Origin of the sequence: Acinetobacter tjernbergiae DSM 14971 = CIP 107465 (assembly GCF_000374425.1) — a bacterium.
In the GTDB taxonomy this organism is placed as follows: Bacteria; Pseudomonadota; Gammaproteobacteria; order Pseudomonadales; family Moraxellaceae; genus Acinetobacter; species Acinetobacter tjernbergiae.
In genome coordinates this window covers 57,562-75,051 of record NZ_KB894365.1, presented here as the reverse complement: position 1 = coordinate 75,051, position 17,490 = coordinate 57,562, and the positions used below count along the sequence as shown (strand labels likewise).

The 17,490-nt window shown below is 41.7% G+C and carries 14 protein-coding genes; 9 read left to right on the top strand and 5 right to left on the bottom strand.

Going from position 1 to position 17,490, the window contains the following annotated elements:
• Window positions 1–102: 102 nt before the first annotated feature.
• On the bottom strand, window positions 103–1,020 hold the full coding sequence (locus C502_RS0110880) for a DUF2167 domain-containing protein (protein WP_018678854.1): 918 nt from the start codon (window positions 1,018–1,020) through the stop codon (window positions 103–105).
• A gap of 328 nt (window positions 1,021–1,348) precedes the next feature.
• On the opposite strand from C502_RS0110880, the gene C502_RS0110875 reads away from it, so the two are divergent.
• From C502_RS0110875 to C502_RS0110865, 3 genes are all read left to right on the top strand, one after another.
• Entirely contained in the window at window positions 1,349–2,179 is an 831-nt protein-coding gene (locus C502_RS0110875) for an AraC family transcriptional regulator (protein ID WP_018678853.1), read from the top strand.
• Window positions 2,180–2,256: 77 nt separating this feature from the next.
• Window positions 2,257–2,967 (top strand): AzlC family ABC transporter permease, encoded by a 711-nt coding sequence (locus C502_RS0110870; RefSeq protein WP_018678852.1) that lies wholly within the window; start codon window positions 2,257–2,259, stop codon window positions 2,965–2,967.
• On the top strand, window positions 2,964–3,281 hold the full coding sequence (locus tag C502_RS0110865; protein ID WP_018678851.1) for an AzlD domain-containing protein: 318 nt from the start codon (window positions 2,964–2,966) through the stop codon (window positions 3,279–3,281). The genes C502_RS0110870 and C502_RS0110865 overlap by 4 nt, the downstream gene beginning before the upstream one ends.
• A 99-nt stretch (window positions 3,282–3,380) precedes the next feature.
• On the opposite strand, the gene C502_RS0110860 is transcribed toward C502_RS0110865, so the two are convergent.
• Together C502_RS0110860 and C502_RS0110855 are read right to left on the bottom strand one after the other, a co-directional pair.
• A complete protein-coding gene (locus tag C502_RS0110860; RefSeq protein ID WP_018678850.1) occupies window positions 3,381–4,673 on the bottom strand; it encodes an MFS transporter in 1,293 nt (430 codons plus the stop codon).
• A gap of 279 nt (window positions 4,674–4,952) precedes the next feature.
• A complete protein-coding gene (locus C502_RS0110855; protein WP_018678849.1) occupies window positions 4,953–5,330 on the bottom strand; it encodes a heavy metal-responsive transcriptional regulator in 378 nt (125 codons plus the stop codon).
• A gap of 105 nt (window positions 5,331–5,435) precedes the next feature.
• Here C502_RS0110855 and C502_RS0110850 point away from each other — a divergent pair, with 105 nt between their 5' ends.
• On the top strand, window positions 5,436–6,545 hold the full coding sequence (locus tag C502_RS0110850) for an SDR family oxidoreductase (RefSeq protein WP_018678848.1): 1,110 nt from the start codon (window positions 5,436–5,438) through the stop codon (window positions 6,543–6,545).
• Window positions 6,546–6,608: 63 nt separating this feature from the next.
• Here the strand turns inward: C502_RS0110850 and C502_RS0110845 are convergent, their stop codons facing one another.
• Both C502_RS0110845 and C502_RS0110840 read right to left on the bottom strand, forming a co-directional pair.
• Window positions 6,609–7,496 (bottom strand): SDR family NAD(P)-dependent oxidoreductase, encoded by an 888-nt coding sequence (locus C502_RS0110845; RefSeq protein ID WP_018678847.1) that lies wholly within the window; start codon window positions 7,494–7,496, stop codon window positions 6,609–6,611.
• Between the two features lie 250 nt (window positions 7,497–7,746).
• On the bottom strand, window positions 7,747–9,024 hold the full coding sequence (locus C502_RS0110840; protein WP_018678846.1) for an O-acetylhomoserine aminocarboxypropyltransferase/cysteine synthase family protein: 1,278 nt from the start codon (window positions 9,022–9,024) through the stop codon (window positions 7,747–7,749).
• A gap of 296 nt (window positions 9,025–9,320) precedes the next feature.
• Here C502_RS0110840 and ettA point away from each other — a divergent pair, with 296 nt between their 5' ends.
• From ettA to C502_RS0110815, 5 genes are all read left to right on the top strand, one after another.
• Window positions 9,321–10,982 carry an energy-dependent translational throttle protein EttA gene (ettA, locus tag C502_RS0110835; protein WP_018678845.1) on the top strand — a complete coding sequence of 554 codons (1,662 nt, stop codon included), beginning with the start codon at window positions 9,321–9,323 and terminating at the stop codon, window positions 10,980–10,982.
• 185 nt (window positions 10,983–11,167) lie between these two features.
• Window positions 11,168–11,566, top strand: a complete 399-nt coding sequence (locus C502_RS0110830) for a cation efflux protein, CzcI-like (RefSeq protein WP_212749419.1) — start codon at window positions 11,168–11,170, stop codon at window positions 11,564–11,566.
• 54 nt (window positions 11,567–11,620) lie between these two features.
• The gene (locus tag C502_RS0110825) at window positions 11,621–13,039 is read left to right on the top strand and encodes a TolC family protein (protein WP_005317618.1); all 1,419 of its coding nucleotides are present in this window, start codon (window positions 11,621–11,623) and stop codon (window positions 13,037–13,039) included.
• Complete coding sequence (locus tag C502_RS0110820; protein ID WP_018678843.1) at window positions 13,039–14,265, top strand: efflux RND transporter periplasmic adaptor subunit; 1,227 nt, start codon at window positions 13,039–13,041, stop codon at window positions 14,263–14,265. Before C502_RS0110825 ends, C502_RS0110820 begins: the two co-directional genes overlap by 1 nt.
• Entirely contained in the window at window positions 14,255–17,422 is a 3,168-nt protein-coding gene (locus tag C502_RS0110815) for an efflux RND transporter permease subunit (RefSeq protein ID WP_018678842.1), read from the top strand. The genes C502_RS0110820 and C502_RS0110815 overlap by 11 nt, the downstream gene beginning before the upstream one ends.
• Window positions 17,423–17,490: the final 68 nt, after the last annotated feature.

Below are 17,490 nucleotides of genomic sequence, written 5' to 3'. Positions count from 1 at the left end.
TTTAGTCAAATTGAATTCATTATAAAAATAGAGATAAGCCGAGTCATAGATATAAAACCCGACTATCCCAATAACGACTAATATTTCAAAGGGTAAATGCATTTAAGATTTATTTCTTTTAAATAAAGAGCTAATCCATCCACCAAATGCAACAACGCCAACGGCAATAAACTTCCATGTTGCTGCAAAGAATGTAGCAATCACTGCCCAAAACCCTTTCTTGGTTGCCACAACTGCTGCACCACCAGCGATTAATGCCGCTAAACCGTATTCAGCAACTTTATCACCTTCGCGATATTCAGCATATTTTTCACCAAAGTTATAATCAAAACCTTTTAGGCTTGTCTTGAACTCATCAATGTTATGCGTAAGGCTTGTTTCATCTGAAATCAGTGTTGCACTGGTTACCCCAGTTCGTCCTAAAATCCGAATGGTATAATTGATCACTTCGGAGTTATCTTGATCGCGAACTTTTAATGCCCATTCTAAACGTTTGGTTTGGTTATCATAATGTGGCGGTACAGCCCAACCAACCGTATAAAGTTTTGGTAAACCTAAACGAGTGCGTTCTTCATTTGAAGGAGCATCAGAGTCTTTTAGTTGTTTTAATAATGCATCCGCATCAATTTTTTCATCATCTTTAACATAACCAGATGGCTCAAAATCAAAAGTTGCCCACCAACTGTTATCTGGTGCAACTAAGATATTGGTATTACCACTAGGAAGGTTTCCAGTAAATTCCAAAAATTTATCTGAATTGCTTGGATCTAAATATCCTTCATCTTTCTGTGTATTTAATGTGGCAATATTGGCGATATTCTCTTTCTTTGGTCCTATGTGCCAATCGAGTTTTGATATTGGATTTGCTTCAGCTTGAGAGGTTGAAGCATTATTCGGTACTGTTTCTTCGGCTGAGGCATATGTATAACTTGGCATGGTCATTACACCAAGCATAGCAATACTCAGTGCAATTGCATGACTTAAAGCTATTGGTTTTTTTGAAGATAAAGGATTTAACATGAAATTCTCACAATAATTATTAACTATTCGTTTTATTACAATTTATAGATAAATTATGTGTGCATTCTAAAATATTTTTATCAGAAGTGAAATTTATTTTTAAATTTATAATATTTATTTATACCATTATTTATTTTAAATTCAGATAGGGTTTTAACCATAGGTTTATATTGAAGTAGATTTTAGGGCACTAATTCTTAATAACTTTTGCTGTTGTGCAATTTTTTAGAATAGTGAGGTATGATTTTTAATAAAGTAGCAATTTTCTTCTATAAATTTCGCTAAATCACGTTAACCTGAGCAGATGCAAAAATCAAAGGAGGTCGTGATGTCGCGTAGACCTCGTGAACAAGTCGATTACTTACACCTTGAAGAGCTTGGTGGTTTGGAAATGTTGAAAGCCAGTTACTTTCAGCAGGAGTTTTCACGACACGTTCATGAAGGATTTTGCATTGGAGTGATCGAAGAGGGCGCACAACGTTTTTATCGGACAGGTGGGCATCATGTTGCACCCCAAGGCGATATTATTTTGGTCAATGCTGATGAAGTTCATACAGGTTCTTCTGCGGTTGATACTGGTTGGTGCTATCGCGCTATTTATCCCACACCTGAGATTTTTAATGAGTTAACACGTGACTTAACTACGGTAAATGGTACTGCGCCGTGGTTTAGAGATGCGGTCTTGCATGATGAAGGCTTGGCACAGCAATTTCGCTTACTCTTTGATTTGTTAGAGCAACCTAACAATACCTTACTCAAACAAACTTTATTTCTGTCAACGATTGCTTGGCTCGTATCAAAGTACAGTCAAGTCAAGCCACTCGCAACAGATCTCAGTCATGCCAAACAACGTATTCTAAATATTAAAGAATTGATGGCGAGTATGCCTGAACAAGAGTTTTCTTTGGTTCAATTGGCAGAAATCGCCAATCTGAGTCAGTGGCACTTTTTACGTCAGTTTAAAAAGCATGTAGGTCTGTCACCCCATGCATGGTTAGTGCAGGCACGTTTGCAAAAATCACAAAGATTATTAAGACAAGGATTGAACTTATCTGAGGTTTCACAACAGTGCAGCTTCTCGGATCAAAGTCATTTTAGTCGGCATTTTCGTCAAGCTTTTGGCATTACCCCAGGCGGTTATATCGCTTATCTCAAATAAAATAGCAATTTTATACAATCTTCATTTAGCAATTTTTGGCATAGTCAGAATGTCTTTGATAATAAATTGTGGTTTTGATGTTAGGTGAGAGCATAGATGACACGCCGATGAGTGAAACACGGGCATTTTTAAATGGAGTGATTAAAATCTTGCCTCTGTGTTTTGCCGTATTGCCTTGGGGCTTGTTGGCAGGTTCAATGGCAATCCAAGCAGGATTGACGACGCTACAAGCGATTGCGATGTCTGCGTTGGTTTTCGCGGGAGCGGCTCAATTAATGACGCTTGGGTTGGTGATGGCAGGAACGCCCGCGCTCACAATTATTATTTCTGTTTTTCTAATTACCACACAGCATTATTTATATGCATTGTATTTACGCGAAGATATTTCCAAACAACCATTAAAATATCGGTTGATGCTAGGTTTCTTGCTGACCGATGAATTATTTGCCGTCAGTATTAAAAGGCAACAACACTATATTTATTATCTGCTAGGTGCAGGAAGTTGTTTTTATCTATGTTGGGTATTGTTTAGCGCCTGTGGTGTATTTCTCGCATCTGCGATACCAAACTTAGATCAATATCATCTCGATTTTTCGATTGTGGCAACTTTTATTGCCATCGTGATTCCATTCATTAAAAACCTAAATACCTTGGTGGGTGTACTGGTTTCGGTGATTTTAACTGTGATCTTTCTGGGTTTAGGTTTTAAAAGTGCAGCGATCATGGCAGGTGTGATTGGGATGTTGGCAGCCACTTGTTTGCAAAATTTTCGGGAGCGTAGCGCATGAGCTGGTTTATCCTGATTATTCTGGCATTGGTGGTGTTTATGAATCGCTATATCTTGCTTGAACCTAATCTTCCTTTGCGCTTACCGAAATGGTTTCAGCAGTCTTTGCAATATTCTGCGCCGTGTTTACTGACGGCAATTGCGACTCCGATTGTGTTTATGGATGAGCAGGGGGCATTTCGTTCGACTTTACTGAATCCGTATTTTCTCGCCACGATTTTAACGATTGTAATTGCTTATAAAGTGCGACATACCTTGTTGACGATTATTTTGAGTTTGGCTTGTTTTTATGGATTGGTGTTTGTATTGAAATGAATAGATGAAATGACGTGCGTGTTGAAGTTATTGTGAAATCCTATATCAACAAAACCACAGTTGAGAAAGTAAATGTAGTTTTGTTGATACTCGATTTATTTAATGATCATGTTCCAAATATTCAGGCTTTTTCGGTAATGCCAAACTACAGAAGAAACAAATAATCAGCATGATAATCACGTAGACGAAGAAAGAGTTTTCAATCCCTGCATCTTTAAAGAGTAATGCGACAGAGGGTGCCGAACCACCAAATAATGCATTGCCTACAGCATAAGAAAAACCGACACCTAAGGCACGGACATGAGTTGGGAACATTTCAGCTTTGACTAAACCACTGATAGAGGTATAGAAGCTGAGTAACATCATTAAGAAAATGAGTAATAAGGTAATGATGACAGGTGAATCTGCAAAATTACGCATACCTGTCACCATCACTGGGTAAATAAAGATGGCACTCAGTAAGCTAAAAGCGAGCATCGAGGCGCGTCGACCAATTCGATCCGAGAGCATTCCAAAAAATGGTTGAGCAAGCATAAATACAAATAGGGCAGTGGTCATGATGAAGCCGACAGTTTTGCCATCCATACCAATATTGGTGAGATAGGTTTTTGAATAAACCGTTACCAAATAAAAGGTCAGTGAACCTGCCGAGGTATAACCGACCACCAATAAGAATGTTTTCCAGTGTTGTTTAAGTAAGGCGGTTAAACTGCCCGATTCTTCGTGTTTTGCATCTTCATGTGATAAAGTTTCTTCCAAACGGCTACGCGCTGCAAGAGAAAGTAAGGCAGCAACACCGCCAATCACAAATGGAATACGCCAACCACCATCATTCAATTGTTGTTCACTCATAAAACCGAGCAAGATCACACCAAGTAAACTCGCCAGCAATTGTCCGCCTGATAACGTCACATATTGGAAAGAAGCGAAGAAACCACGTTGTCCTTTTAAGCCAAGTTCACTCATATAGGTGGCAACAGCACCGTATTCACCCCCAACGGAGAGACCTTGAAGTAACCGAACCATAAGGAGTAAAAATGGGGCAAACATACCCACTTGCTCATAGGTTGGTAAGGCTGCGAATAAAAATGAACTGAGTGCCATTAAGCAAATTGAAATGACCATAGATTGCTTACGTCCATGACGATCTGCAATGCGTCCAAATAACCAACTTCCGATTGGGCGCATAAAGAAGCTAGCGGCAAATACTCCCCAGACATAAATTGCTTTGGTGGTGGCTTCCATGTCGGGCGCTGTGAGTGCATGGGTAAAATAAGCAGCAAAAACTGCATAAATATAAAAATCGAACCATTCCACCAAGTTCCCTGAAGCCGCACCAACAATCCCTTTTATACGGCTGGTTCTTTCTGCTTTACTATAAGTTTGATTCATCGCTACTCCTTTCTTAAGCCGTAAGATTCTGTAATTAAATCTTTACTGAATGTTATATACCGCTTAAAAAACATGAAAATGACACTAATTTTGTATGTTTTTATAGCGATATTTTTTACATAGGATGCATTTAAGTAGCGTTGGCGTAAGGGGGGAACAAGTTTGGAATTGGCAATAAGGTCACATGTCATTTCTTTAGTTTTTGAAAAATAACGAGGGCTATTGGCACTTCAGCCATGTATTGCACTGGTGGATAAAACAACGCCCCCTTATCAAATTTTAATTTAAGTCAGGGATCGGGCAATCCGTTCTGAGTGGGCATGCCTCACCTTGTGTAAATCGGCTTAACATGGTTTTGATATTCATCAACTGTTCAATTTTTTCATCAATCATATTCAGTTTGTCTTGGAAAATGTCTTGTACTTGAATGGCTGGAATTTCCCCTTGTGTGGTCAGTGCTAAAATTTGTTTAATCTCATTGAGTGAAAACCCTAGATTTTTTGCAGTTCGTATTAAGTGTAATTGTTGTAAGGTTTGTTCAGGGTAATCTTTATATCCGTTATTACGAGTGATGGACTGAATCAGCTGCATTTTTTCATAGAAACGGATGGTATCCCGACTGAGTTCGGTTTGTTTTGCGAGTTGTCCAATTAACATCATAGTACCTTTATTGTTATATAAAATTTGATTAGAAATGCCTTGACCATTGAGTGTACTCCATCCTTTAGCCTATTCCTATCTTGAAAAAATAAGGCATACACAATGGAAAATAAGCAAACAAAATTTCATCAACAACAGGTTGCTTTGGTTGCAGGCGCAACAGGATTTGTCGGTCGATTTTTAATTGCCGAATTATTAAAAAGAGGGCATCACGTTTTTGCCTTATTGCGTAATCCAATACAGCAGCAAGCTATTTTAGAACAGTGGTTGAGTCTCAAGCAGGTCTCAATTCAAAGGTTGAGCTTTATTCAAGGTGATGTGACTCAACCAAAGCTTGGAATCAGTGAGCAAGATTGGGAAAAATTAAGTTCAGTGAATACGCTGTATAACAGTAGCGCGCTTTTTGCGTGGAATCTCAGTATGCAACAAGCTCGTGCTGTGAATGTCGATGGTGCATTAAACTTACTTCGTTGCGTAGTGCAACATTGTGATCTACAGCGTGCGGTACATGTTTCAGGTTATATGCTGACGATTCTCTCGCATTTGCAACAGGCGGGTGTGTGTTTAGAACAACCTGATCGAACCAATTGGTCAGCTGTGTATCAACAGTTGGGAGCGTATGAAGCTTCCAAAATAGAGGCACATTTTGCTTGGATACAACAGGCTGAACATTTGGCGATTGATTGGACGATTATTCATCCTGCGACGGTCTGTGGTGATGCGGTTTCAGGTGAGATACCAAACAATCAACCGATTGCACAAATGATTGATCTATTGAAACGTCGGAAAATGAGCGCAATTCCTGCGACACCACAGCATTATTTACCTTTGGTGAGAGTGGATGATTTATGCCAAGTCATGGCACAAGCTGCAACGGATATAAACTTATCGAATCAGGCATTGTTGGTTGCCGCAGAACAAAAGATTCCACTTTCTCAATTGACACAGATTATTGCTCAGCAACTTCATGTTTCTGCACCGAGGCAGCATGTACCCATAGGGATCTTAAAATTGATATTGAAATGGCAATGGTTGGCGGATCAATTAGAAATGTCAGCCGAAATGTTGAGTTTTCTCAGGACAGAACAACTGGAGTTAGAGCCACTCAAACAATTTAAACAACGTTGGAATATGCAAACGGGTGATTTAAAGATGGCTATTGCTAAAACTGCGGATTGGATTAATCAGACAGCACCTTCATCGATTGTGTAACCCATAAAAAAAACAGCGTATCCATTGATACGCTGTTTTGACATTCTAACTGAATTGAAAAGATTACCAGTGTTCACCTGGGAACAAACGAGCATAAGCACGTTGCATGATATTCAATTTCTCTTGCTCGCCTACAGATGCCGTAGAACTTGGGAATAAGTTGAAGCCGATAGACATCAAAATATTATTTACATCTGGTGCAATCGCATAAGTAATTGATGCAAGACGACCTAAGTTGGTTGCAATCTTTTTCGGACGTTTCACAATCGCATAAGCAATCAAATCTGCTGCTTGTTCAGGAGAAAGCGTCGGTACATATTTATAGATTTTGGTTGGTGCAATCATTGGCGTACGCACTAACGGCATGTAAATCGAAGTGATTGCAATTTTGTGCGAGTGAACTTCAGCAGACAAACAACGACTGAATGCATCAAGTGCCGCTTTAGACGCCACATAAGCCGAGAAGCGAGTTGCATTTGCAAGTACGCCAATTGAGCTGATGTTAATGATTTGACCGTCTTTACGTTGCATCATGTGTGGCAAGATATTCAATACCAAACGTACTGCACCGAAGTAATTCAATTGCATTGTACGTTCGAAATCATGGAAACGATCAACGGATTCATGTACCGCACGACGAATTGAACGACCTGCGTTATTCACTAAAATATCGATGTGATCAACGGCAGCTAAAATCTCTTTTGAAACAGCATCAATTGATTCCATATCATTAAGATCACATGGAAATACCGAAGCCTTTCCGCCTTCAGCTTCAATCTCAGCTTTGACTTCGTCTAATTTTTCTTTAGTACGAGCAAGTAACAAGACATGAGCGCCTGCTTGAGCAAGATATTTTGATACCGTTAAACCAATGCCACTTGATGCACCAGTGACAACGATTGTTTTCCCGTCGACTTTTTGTTGAAAAAGTTTTTTGAGTTTTGCGTTCATGTAAGTTACCTACATTAATCAAGCTGTTGTTTGCAATGCTTTTTTATTGCGATTAAACACTGCACTTTATTTTGTACTAATATTAACCGATATTTTTTGTTTGTCTAGTGTAAATATTTGAAATATAATAAATTTTTTAGAGTAAAAACTCTAAAACCCAATATTGCAATAGTTGAAAAAGCAATAATATTTTTAGAGTATAGAACAAAAAAACAGCCCCTAAAAGAGAGGCTGTTTGATTTTATTCAACTTAAACTTGGGCAAGGGCTTGTTCAAGATCTGCAACTAAGTCATCAATGTGTTCAATACCAATTGATAAACGCACAAGGTCTTCGCTAACCCCTGCTGATTTGAGTTCTTCAGCATTAAGTTGTCGATGTGTTGTGGTTGCAGGATGACACGCCAAGCTTTTGGCATCACCAATATTGACCAAACGTGTAAACAGTTGTAGGGCATCAATAAAGCGTGTGCCGCCTTCTAAACCATCTTGTACACCAAAAGAAAGGATGGCTGAAGGTTTACCTTTCACATACTTTTGTGCCAAATTATGCTGTGGATGGTCGGTTAAACCTGCATAATTAACCCATTTTACTTTTGGATGTTGTTTTAAATATTCTGCAACTTTGCGGGCATTTTCAGTATGACGTTCCATTCGGAGGCTCAAAGTTTCTAAGCCTTGTAAAATGAGAAATACACTGAGAGGGCTAATCGCAGCCCCAGTATTCCGTAATGGAACTACGCGGGCACGGGCGATATACGCTGCTTCACCGAGCACTTCAACATAATTGACACCGTGATAACTTGGATCAGGTGTATTTAATGTTTTAAAACGCTCAGGATATTTGCCCCAAGGAAATTTACCACTGTCGACAATTGCCCCCCCAATACTATTGCCATGTCCGCCGATGTATTTCGTGAGGGAGTGAATGACAATATCTGCACCAAATTCAAATGGTTTTAATAGAGCAGGAGTCGCAACAGTGTTATCGACAATCACAGGCACACCATATTCATGTGCAATTTTTGCAATCGCTTCTAGGTCAATAATATTACCAAGCGGATTACCAATTGATTCAACAAAGACTAACTTGGTCTTATCATCAATAATAGAGCGTAACGCTTCGGGATTTTGATAATCAAAGAAACGTACTTCGATGCCTTGTTTTGGCAAAGTATGTGCAAATAAGTTATAAGTTCCGCCATATAAAGTGGATACAGATGCAATATTGTCGCCTGCTTCAGCAATGGTCTGAATCGAATAGGTAATTGCCGCCATACCTGAAGCTAAAGCCAGCGCACCGATACCACCTTCGAGTGCTGCAAGGCGTTGTTCAAGTACCGCAGTGGTGGGGTTCATGATACGGGTATAAATATTCCCCTGTACTTTCAAATCAAATAAGTCCGCACCATGTTGTGTATTATCAAAGGCATATGAAGTGGTTTGATAAATCGGTACGGCAACCGCTTTGGTGGTTGCTTCTGGAGAATACCCCGCATGAATCGCTAAAGTTTCATCTTTATAGGTCATGATTACATCATCTACGTGAGTTAAATAGTGACCGAGTGTAGCTTAAAAGCTATCCAAAATGGTGCATAATTTATGAGATTTATTGCGTTTTTATTCATATGAATAGAATGTCGGTCTATTTTGATTTGTCATCATGACCACATGCTTGATGGTGTAATGTCTTGAAAAATAAAATCCTTGGATTGGCGTAAACAAATATGATCTTAACTTCATGTTAATCGGGTTTTCGGCGTATAATACGTGCGATTATTTTTCGCTTTTTGCGATTTATTGGTTTTTCAATTGAGGAGTCCTGCGTGGCCCAATATATTTATACGATGAATCGAGTGTCAAAAATGGTTCCGCCGAAGCGCGAAATCTTAAAAGACATCTCTTTATCATTTTTCCCAGGCGCAAAAATTGGTGTGCTTGGTTTGAACGGTGCTGGTAAATCTACCTTACTCCGTATTATGGCTGGCGTAGATAAAGATTTCTCAGGTGAAGCACGCGCACAACCAGGAATCAAAATCGGCTACTTAGAACAAGAACCGCCATTAGATCCAAGTAAAGATGTTCGTGGTAACGTTGAAGATGGTCTACGTGAGCCGCTTGATGCGCTTGCTCGTTTAGATGAAGTTTTTGCGGAATATGCAGCGGAAGATGCAGATTTTGATGCACTTGCAAAAGAGCAAGAAAAATTAGAATCAATCATCCATGCTTGGGATGCACACAACCTCAATAACCAAATGGAACAAGCAGCAGGTGCATTAAACCTACCCGCTTGGGATGCAGATGTATCATTGCTATCTGGTGGTGAGCGTCGTCGTGTTGCTTTATGTCGTTTATTGCTTTCTAAGCCAGACATGTTGCTATTGGACGAACCAACGAACCATTTGGATGCAGAATCTGTTTCTTGGTTAGAGCGTTTCTTGAAAGATTTCCCTGGTACGATTGTTGCGATTACGCATGACCGTTATTTCTTGGATAATGTGGCTGAGTGGATTCTTGAACTTGACCGTGGCATGGGGATTCCTTACCAAGGTAACTACTCTTCTTGGTTAGAACAAAAGAATGCGCGTTTAGAACAAGAGAACAAGCAAGAAGAATCTTTTGCGAAAGCATTGAAAAAAGAACTTGAATGGGTTCGTTCAAATGCCAAAGGTCAGCAGAAGAAAAACAAAGCGCGTATGGAGCGTTTTGAAGAACTTAACTCACGTGAATTCCAACAACGTAACGAAACTTCTGAAATTTATATTCCACCTGGCCCACGCCTAGGAAATAAAGTTGTAGAAGTTGAAGGGATCAGTAAATCATTCGATGGCCGTTTACTTTACGAAAACTTAACATTTACTGTACCTCCTACAGCGATTGTGGGTATCGTGGGTCCAAACGGTGCGGGTAAAACCACGCTATTCCGTATGATGACTGGCGAACAGCAACCTGATACAGGGACAGTAACTTTAGGCGAATCGGTTAAAGTGGCGTATGTGGGTCAGATCCGTGACACCTTAGATAACAACAAAACCGTTTGGGAAGAAGTTTCTGGTGGTTTAGATATCTTAAAAATTGGTGATTACGAAATTGCATCACGTGCTTATATCGGTCGCTTTAACTTTAAAGGTCAAGATCAGCAAAAACGTGTAGGTGAATTGTCTGGTGGTGAGCGTAACCGTTTACAACTTGCGAAAATCCTTCAGATGGGCGCAAACGTCATCTTACTGGATGAGCCATCGAACGACTTGGATATCGAAACACTACGTGCACTTGAGGATGCAATTCTTGTATTCCCAGGTACAGTAATGGTGGTATCGCATGACCGTTGGTTCCTTGACCGTATTGCAACGCATATCTTGTCATTTGAAAATGAGCAACCTGAGTTTTACGAAGGCAACTATGCTGAATATGAAGCATATCGTCAGTCACGTTTAGGTGATGCTGTAACGACCAAACGCGCTAAATATAAGAAAATTACAGGTTAATTTTTCGTAAATAAAAACCAGCTTTCGAGCTGGTTTTTTATTGCACCATCGCTTTAAGTTCCAAAATGAGCCACGTTGTATGACACGGTCTTTGTAGCATGATATTGTTTTAGTTTGTCTAATGTAATTTTATTACATGTCGCTTAGATGCTATAGTGACGCAAATTTTGAACAATTGGTGAAACGTGCAACGTTCCGCTGTATTTATGACACTCTTGCTGAGTTTGTTCATGTTCCAAAGCTTTTGGAATGTGGCGGCAGCTTTTTGTGCGCATGAACAGCCAAGTGAATATAGCACTTTGACGCATTTTGGTCATCATGTTCCAGAAACCTTAGATGTCTCTGTAAAACATTCAGTAGCGGTAGATCAAGATGCTTCTGATTTACCCATGCCTTTAAGTTTGCAAGATCATCATGATCATTTGCCATCTTGTTTTCATGTGGTCGTGATTGAAGCACAACAACAGCTAGATGAACCTATTCTGCGCACCCTAGAGTCAGAGCCAAAATATCACTGGTCTAATTCTTATCAATCCCCGCATTTATCAGGATTAAATCCTCCTCCTGTATTAACCCCGCTATAGGTGGGGTAGCCGAAAAATAGCCCACCGCATTCTTATTACTTTGCGGGGCTTTATATGTCTTCTAGTTTAAATCAGCGTATTCATGCAGTTGAGCAGCATACGCGAAAAAATCGTACTCAATTGTCATTGAAGTGGTCAGTGTTGGCACTTGCCTTAAGCACTGCTATTTTGAGTCCATCCATTGCCGCAGAATCTTTACTTGATGCAAATCAGCCTGCAACCAAGGCTGCACAACGTAATCTGAATTTTGAGCAAATCTTGCAGGATGTGAAGCAATATCAGGCAGGCACAGGGGTGTGGCAAACGCAGCAAGGAATCGCTGAGGCCAATGTGAAACAAGCCGGGTTATGGTCGAATCCAAGTATTTCTATTCAGCAAACCGACTTTAGGTCAGGCAAAGACAAAGAGTTGGAATTTGGTGTTTCACAAAAATTAGACATTTTTGGTCAACGTCGTGCTGCGGTTAAGCTTGCCGATGTACAAGCATCTCAAGTGGGCCTTAATCAGGAACTCTACAATGCGCAACTTGAGTTAGCCGTTAAATATCTATGGTCGCAAGTCGTGGTGCTAGAGCTGGAACATGATGTGGTTCAGGCACAGTTAAAAACCAGTCAGGACACTTTGGATGCAACTCGCTTAAGACTCAAAGCGGGCAGCATTGCGCAGGTCGATTTAGATCGTACCTTGATGGCGCATATTGAAAATCAACGGTTGTTTCAACAAACCGAACTCTCTTTAGCCACTGCAAAGCGTCAATTGGCAAATCTGTGGGGCAGTACCGATAACCGCTTCTCTACTCAGGCAAGCAATGTCTGGCCACAACAAAATGATTTGCAAGATTATTTGCAGAACAATTTATTTGAGCGTGCTATTCAACTCGATATCGTGCGTCAAAAAGCCAATATCGATTATTTAAAAGTATCCAACCGACCAAATCCAACCGTCAATTTAGGCATGGTGCAAAGTAAAAGCGCAGAAACCAATTCGACCGATAACAAGTTCCGAGTGGGCATCGATATCCCGTTGAATATTTTCAATCGTCAACAGTATTCATTGCGAATTGCCAATGCCAAACAAGATTTACTGGTCAAACAGCAACAGTTTTACAAGCAGCAGAACTTGAATGCGATTCAGACCTTAACAGCAGAGTTGGCGGGATTGAAACAACAGTTCGATCTCGTCAATCAACGACAAATTCCATTGTCTGAAACGGTACAAGAGAAAATGTTGCTCGGTTTCAAAGTCGGTAAATATGCCATTACCGATGTGCAGCAAGCCACCATGCAATTGCAGGATCAACGTTTAAATAAAGTGCAGTTACTCAAGAGTGCATGGCAAAAGCAAATTGATGCAGAAAGTTTAGCACTAGGAATTGAGCCGAGTATGGTGAGTTCAAGTGATGCCTTAAATCAGATTAATCAAACCCTCTGGAAAGATACCAATAACCTTCCCGCTGTAGTAGGAGCAGAATAATGTCGACAAATAAATCTAAAAAGCAGTGGTTCTGGGTCATTCTGGTTATTGCCGTTGGCTTAGTCCTGAGCGCGTTATTATTTTTCACGGGCAAGAACAAAGCCAGCAGTGATGCAGCAGCTGATAGTCATGGCGAAGGTGAGGAAGGACATACAGAAGGTGAGGCTGGGCAGGCGGAAAGTGAGGAAGGTAGCTTAAATCTCAGCCCAAAACAGATGACTGAATATGGGGTTAAGCTGGCTCAGGTTGGTGTGGGTGAAGTCGGACAGCAATTTGCTTACCCAGCAAAACTGGTGACCAATACCGATCAGCAAGCGCATGTTTCAGCAACCTTTGCTGGGCGTGTGGAAAGTGTCAATGCGCTACTCGGTCAACAAGTCAAAAAAGGGCAGGTTTTAGCCACTCTATTTATCCCTGATCTGGTAGATCAGCAGGCTAATTTAAGTATTGCCCAAGAAGCTTTAACCCTTGCACAGCAAGATTATCAACGTGAAAAACAACTTTGGGAACAAGGGGTGTCTGCACGTCAGGATTATCAACGTGCCTACAATGCCTATCGTCAGGCACAGATTCAGGTACAAGCTGCACGTAGCCGCTTATCTGCCTTGGGCGCATCCAGTGGCAGTCAGGGTCGCTATGTCTTGACCGCACCTTTAAGCGGTGTGGTGAGTCTGAAAGATATTGTGGTGGGTGAACAAATTACCGCAGATAAGCAGTTATTTGTGATTGATCAGCTGGATCAACTCTGGATTGAGTTTATTTTACCAAGCGTCAATAACATCAATGTCCAACCGGATCAGCAGATCGAGTTTAAGTCGCTGCAAACCAATAATAGCTTTAAAGCACAAATCCAGACTTTGACCACAGCAGCAGATACGCAGACAGGTCGTTTGCAGGTGCGTGCCAAGGTGTTAACCCCAGCCAAAGAACTTCGACCTAATTTGATGGTAAACGTGTTATTAGATGGCACGGACAAGAAGCCTGTGCTTCGTGTTGCCAAAGGGGCGATTCAGCAGATCGAGGGTAAAGCCACGGTTTTTGTCGCTAAGCAAGAGAAAGACCAAATGCATTTCACTCCAACACCTGTACAACTGGGTAATTACTCAAGTGATGGGCAGTGGGTGGAAATCCAATCGGGTCTGACTGAAAAGCAACAATATGTCAGTCAAGGCAGTTTCCTTTTGAAATCTGAGATCGAGAAGGGAGAGGCTGAGCATGGACACTAAAGATAAGTTGCAGCTTCCTCCTGCGGAAGGTCTGTTTGATCGGATTATTCAGTTTTCAATCCGCAATGCGATTTGGGTCATGCTGTTTGTGGTGGCATGGATCGGGGTCGGTATTTATAGCTACCAAAAACTGTCGATTGATGCCGTACCTGACATTACCAACGTGCAGGTACAAATTAACAGCCAAGCAGGGGGATTCACTGCCCCTGAGGTTGAACAACGCATTACTTATCCGATTGAAAATGCCATGTCGGGTATTCCGAACTTGGAACAAACCCGCTCGATCTCCCGTTACGGCTTATCCCAAGTCACGGTGATCTTTAAAGATGGTACCGATATCTATTGGGCGCGCCAGCTGATTAACCAGCGCTTACAAGAAGCCAAGAGTGCTTTGCCTGATGAGATTGATCCACAAATGTCACCGATTTCAACCGGTCTAGGCGAGATCTATCAATGGGTGATCAAGGCTGAACCGAATGCCAAAAAAGCAGATGGTACGCCATATCAGGCCATGGACTTGCGTGAAATTCAGGACTGGATTGTTCGTCCTCAATTACAACGTGTGCCGGGTGTTGCTGAAATCAATACCATTGGGGGATATAACAAGACCTATGTGGTGTCTCCCGACCTGAAACGTTTGCAACAACTGCAAATTCCCTTATCCGATTTGCAAACTGTACTCACTGAAAATAATGAAAACCGCGGTGCGGGTTTTATTGAAGAAAATGGTCAACAGCTTACCGTACGTATTCCGGGGATGTTGAAAACCGTACAAGACATTGAGAATGTCACGGTCAGCACCAAGAATGGTTTGCCGATCCGTGTTGCCGATGTTGCAACAGTTTCGATTGGACATGATCTGAGAACAGGGGGTGCCACCTATAACGGTGAAGAAACCGTACTGGGTATTGCGATGATGATGATGGGTGAGAACAGTAAATCCATCGCTCAAGCACTCGACAGCAAAATGCAGGAAATCAAACGTTCATTACCTGAAGGGGTGGTGGTCGAAACGGTATATAACCGCAGTAACTTGGTTGATAAAGCCATTAAGACGGTGGCGAAGAACTTGATTGAAGGTGCAATCTTGGTGATTGTGATCCTGTTTGTGTTCTTAGGTAACTTCCGTGCGGCATTGATTACCGCCTGTATTATTCCCTTATCCATGCTGTTTACCCTGACAGGGATGGCGGAGCAGAAAATCAGTGCCAACCTGATGAGTTTAGGCGCATTGGACTTCGGGATTATCGTCGATGGTGCGGTGGTGATTGTCGAAAACTGTATCCGACGGCTGGCAGAGGCTCAACACCATAAAGGTCGACTCCTGACCCGTTCTGAACGCTTTACCGAAGTCTTCTTGGCGGCAAAACAGGCACGACGTCCGCTGATTTTTGGACAAATCATCATTATGGTGGTGTATTTGCCAATCTTTGCACTTGCAGGTGTTGAAGCGAAAATGTTCCATCCAATGGCAATGACGGTGGTCTTGGCCTTGATCGGTGCCATTATTTTATCCGTAACTTTCGTTCCTGCTGCGGTGGCATTATTTGTTACCGGTGAGGTCAAAGAGAAAGAAAGCCGTTGGATGGCGGCATTAAAAAGCGGTTATAAATCCTTGCTGGATAAAGCCTATGCTTTCCGCTATGTGGTTGTGGCTGGTGCGGTGACTATTTTGGTACTCACCGCTGCGATTGGTTCGCGTGTTGGTAGTGAGTTTGCGCCACAACTGAGTGAGGGTGACTTTGCTTTACAGTTGATGCGTGCACCAAGTACAGGAATTGAAGAATCACTGAAGATTCAGGAAAGTGTTGAGAAGCAATTGCTCGCAGAGTTTCCAGAAATCAAAGCGATCTTTGCCCGTACAGGTACGGCCGAAGTGGCAACGGATGTGATGCCCCCTAATATTTCTGATGCAATCGTTCTGTTAAAGCCGCGTGATCAATGGCCTGATAAATCGGAAACCATCGACGAGCTTCGAACCAAAATGTTGGCTTATGTTGAGAAAATTCCAGGTAACAACAGTGAGTTTTCACAACCGATTGAATTACGTTTCAACGAACTGATTTCAGGCGTACGTAGTGATATTGGGGTGAAAATTTTTGGTGATGATATGCAGGTATTGAACCAAGAAGCAGAAAAAGTTGCTCAAACCTTGAGAACCATCACAGGTTCGAGTGAAGTGAAGGTTGAGCAAACTGATGGTTTACCTTTACTTAATGTTGATATCGACCATGCATTGGCTGCGCAATACGGTTTATCCGTGAAATCCATTCAGGATTTGGTTGCTGCAAGTATTGGTGGACAAAGTGTTGGGCAGATTTTGCAGGGTGACCGTCGTTTTGATTTTGTGGTGCGTTTGGATGATGGGATGCGTACACCACAGCAATTGGCCATGCTGCCGATTCAACTACCGAATGGTGGTTTGATCAAACTGCAAGACGTAGCAAAAGTGGAGAATATTCTCGGCTTGGCACAAGTCAGCCGTGAAAATGGCAAGCGCCGTGTTGTAGTCACCACCAACGTTCGCGACCGTGATTTGGGCTCATTTGTGGGTGAGATGCAGCAGAAATTATCTCAGCAAAAATTACCAAGCGGTTATTGGCTTGGTTATGGCGGTCAGTTTGAAAATCTGGCCTCGGCAAAAGCCAGAATGCAGATTGTGGTGCCATTGGCATTGCTGATGATCTTTGTTCTGTTGATGGCGGTGTTTAATAACTTTAAAGAAAGCTTGCTGGTATTTAGTGGCGTGCCATTTGCCCTATCAGGCGGTTTGGTGGCGCTGTGGCTACGCGATATTCCCTTGTCGATGTCGGCAGGTGTCGGTTTTATTGCGCTCTCTGGTGTCGCAGTGCTGAATGGTCTGGTGATGCTGAGCTTCATTAAAGAGCTGCGTGAGCAATATGATGTTCACTATGCCACTTGGCATGGTGCGGTATTACGCTTACGTCCTGTCTTGATGACTGCTTTTGTTGCATCGCTTGGCTTTATTCCAATGGCGATTGCCACAGGTACAGGGGCAGAAGTTCAGCGCCCACTGGCAACCGTGGTGATTGGCGGGATTATTTCATCCACCTTGCTGACCCTGCTGATTTTGCCCGTGGTGTATCGTTGGATGAATGAAGCCAAACAGGACAAAGGTCAGGAAAGTGCAATTTAATCTGTTTATGCTATCTTCTTAATGAAGCACTTTATTAAGAAGAATCTGAACCAGCCAAAGCGATTTTC

Excerpts from the sequence above, each read along its gene's own strand:
- C502_RS0110865 (WP_018678851.1), top strand. The coding sequence starts at position 2,964 with ATGAGCTGGTTTATCCTGATTATTCTGGCATTGGTGGTGTTTATGAAT.
- C502_RS0110820 (WP_018678843.1), top strand. The coding sequence starts at position 13,039 with ATGTCGACAAATAAATCTAAAAAGCAGTGGTTCTGGGTCATTCTGGTT.
- C502_RS0110860 (WP_018678850.1), bottom strand. The coding sequence starts at position 4,673 with ATGAATCAAACTTATAGTAAAGCAGAAAGAACCAGCCGTATAAAAGGG.
- C502_RS0110845 (WP_018678847.1), bottom strand. The coding sequence starts at position 7,496 with ATGAACGCAAAACTCAAAAAACTTTTTCAACAAAAAGTCGACGGGAAA.
- C502_RS0110815 (WP_018678842.1), top strand. The coding sequence starts at position 14,255 with ATGGACACTAAAGATAAGTTGCAGCTTCCTCCTGCGGAAGGTCTGTTT.
- C502_RS0110855 (WP_018678849.1), bottom strand. The coding sequence starts at position 5,330 with ATGTTAATTGGACAACTCGCAAAACAAACCGAACTCAGTCGGGATACC.
- C502_RS0110825 (WP_005317618.1), top strand. The coding sequence starts at position 11,621 with ATGTCTTCTAGTTTAAATCAGCGTATTCATGCAGTTGAGCAGCATACG.
- C502_RS0110880 (WP_018678854.1), bottom strand. The coding sequence starts at position 1,020 with ATGTTAAATCCTTTATCTTCAAAAAAACCAATAGCTTTAAGTCATGCA.
- C502_RS0110850 (WP_018678848.1), top strand. The coding sequence starts at position 5,436 with ATGGAAAATAAGCAAACAAAATTTCATCAACAACAGGTTGCTTTGGTT.
- C502_RS0110870 (WP_018678852.1), top strand. The coding sequence starts at position 2,257 with ATGTTAGGTGAGAGCATAGATGACACGCCGATGAGTGAAACACGGGCA.
- C502_RS0110875 (WP_018678853.1), top strand. The coding sequence starts at position 1,349 with ATGTCGCGTAGACCTCGTGAACAAGTCGATTACTTACACCTTGAAGAG.
- C502_RS0110840 (WP_018678846.1), bottom strand. The coding sequence starts at position 9,024 with ATGACCTATAAAGATGAAACTTTAGCGATTCATGCGGGGTATTCTCCA.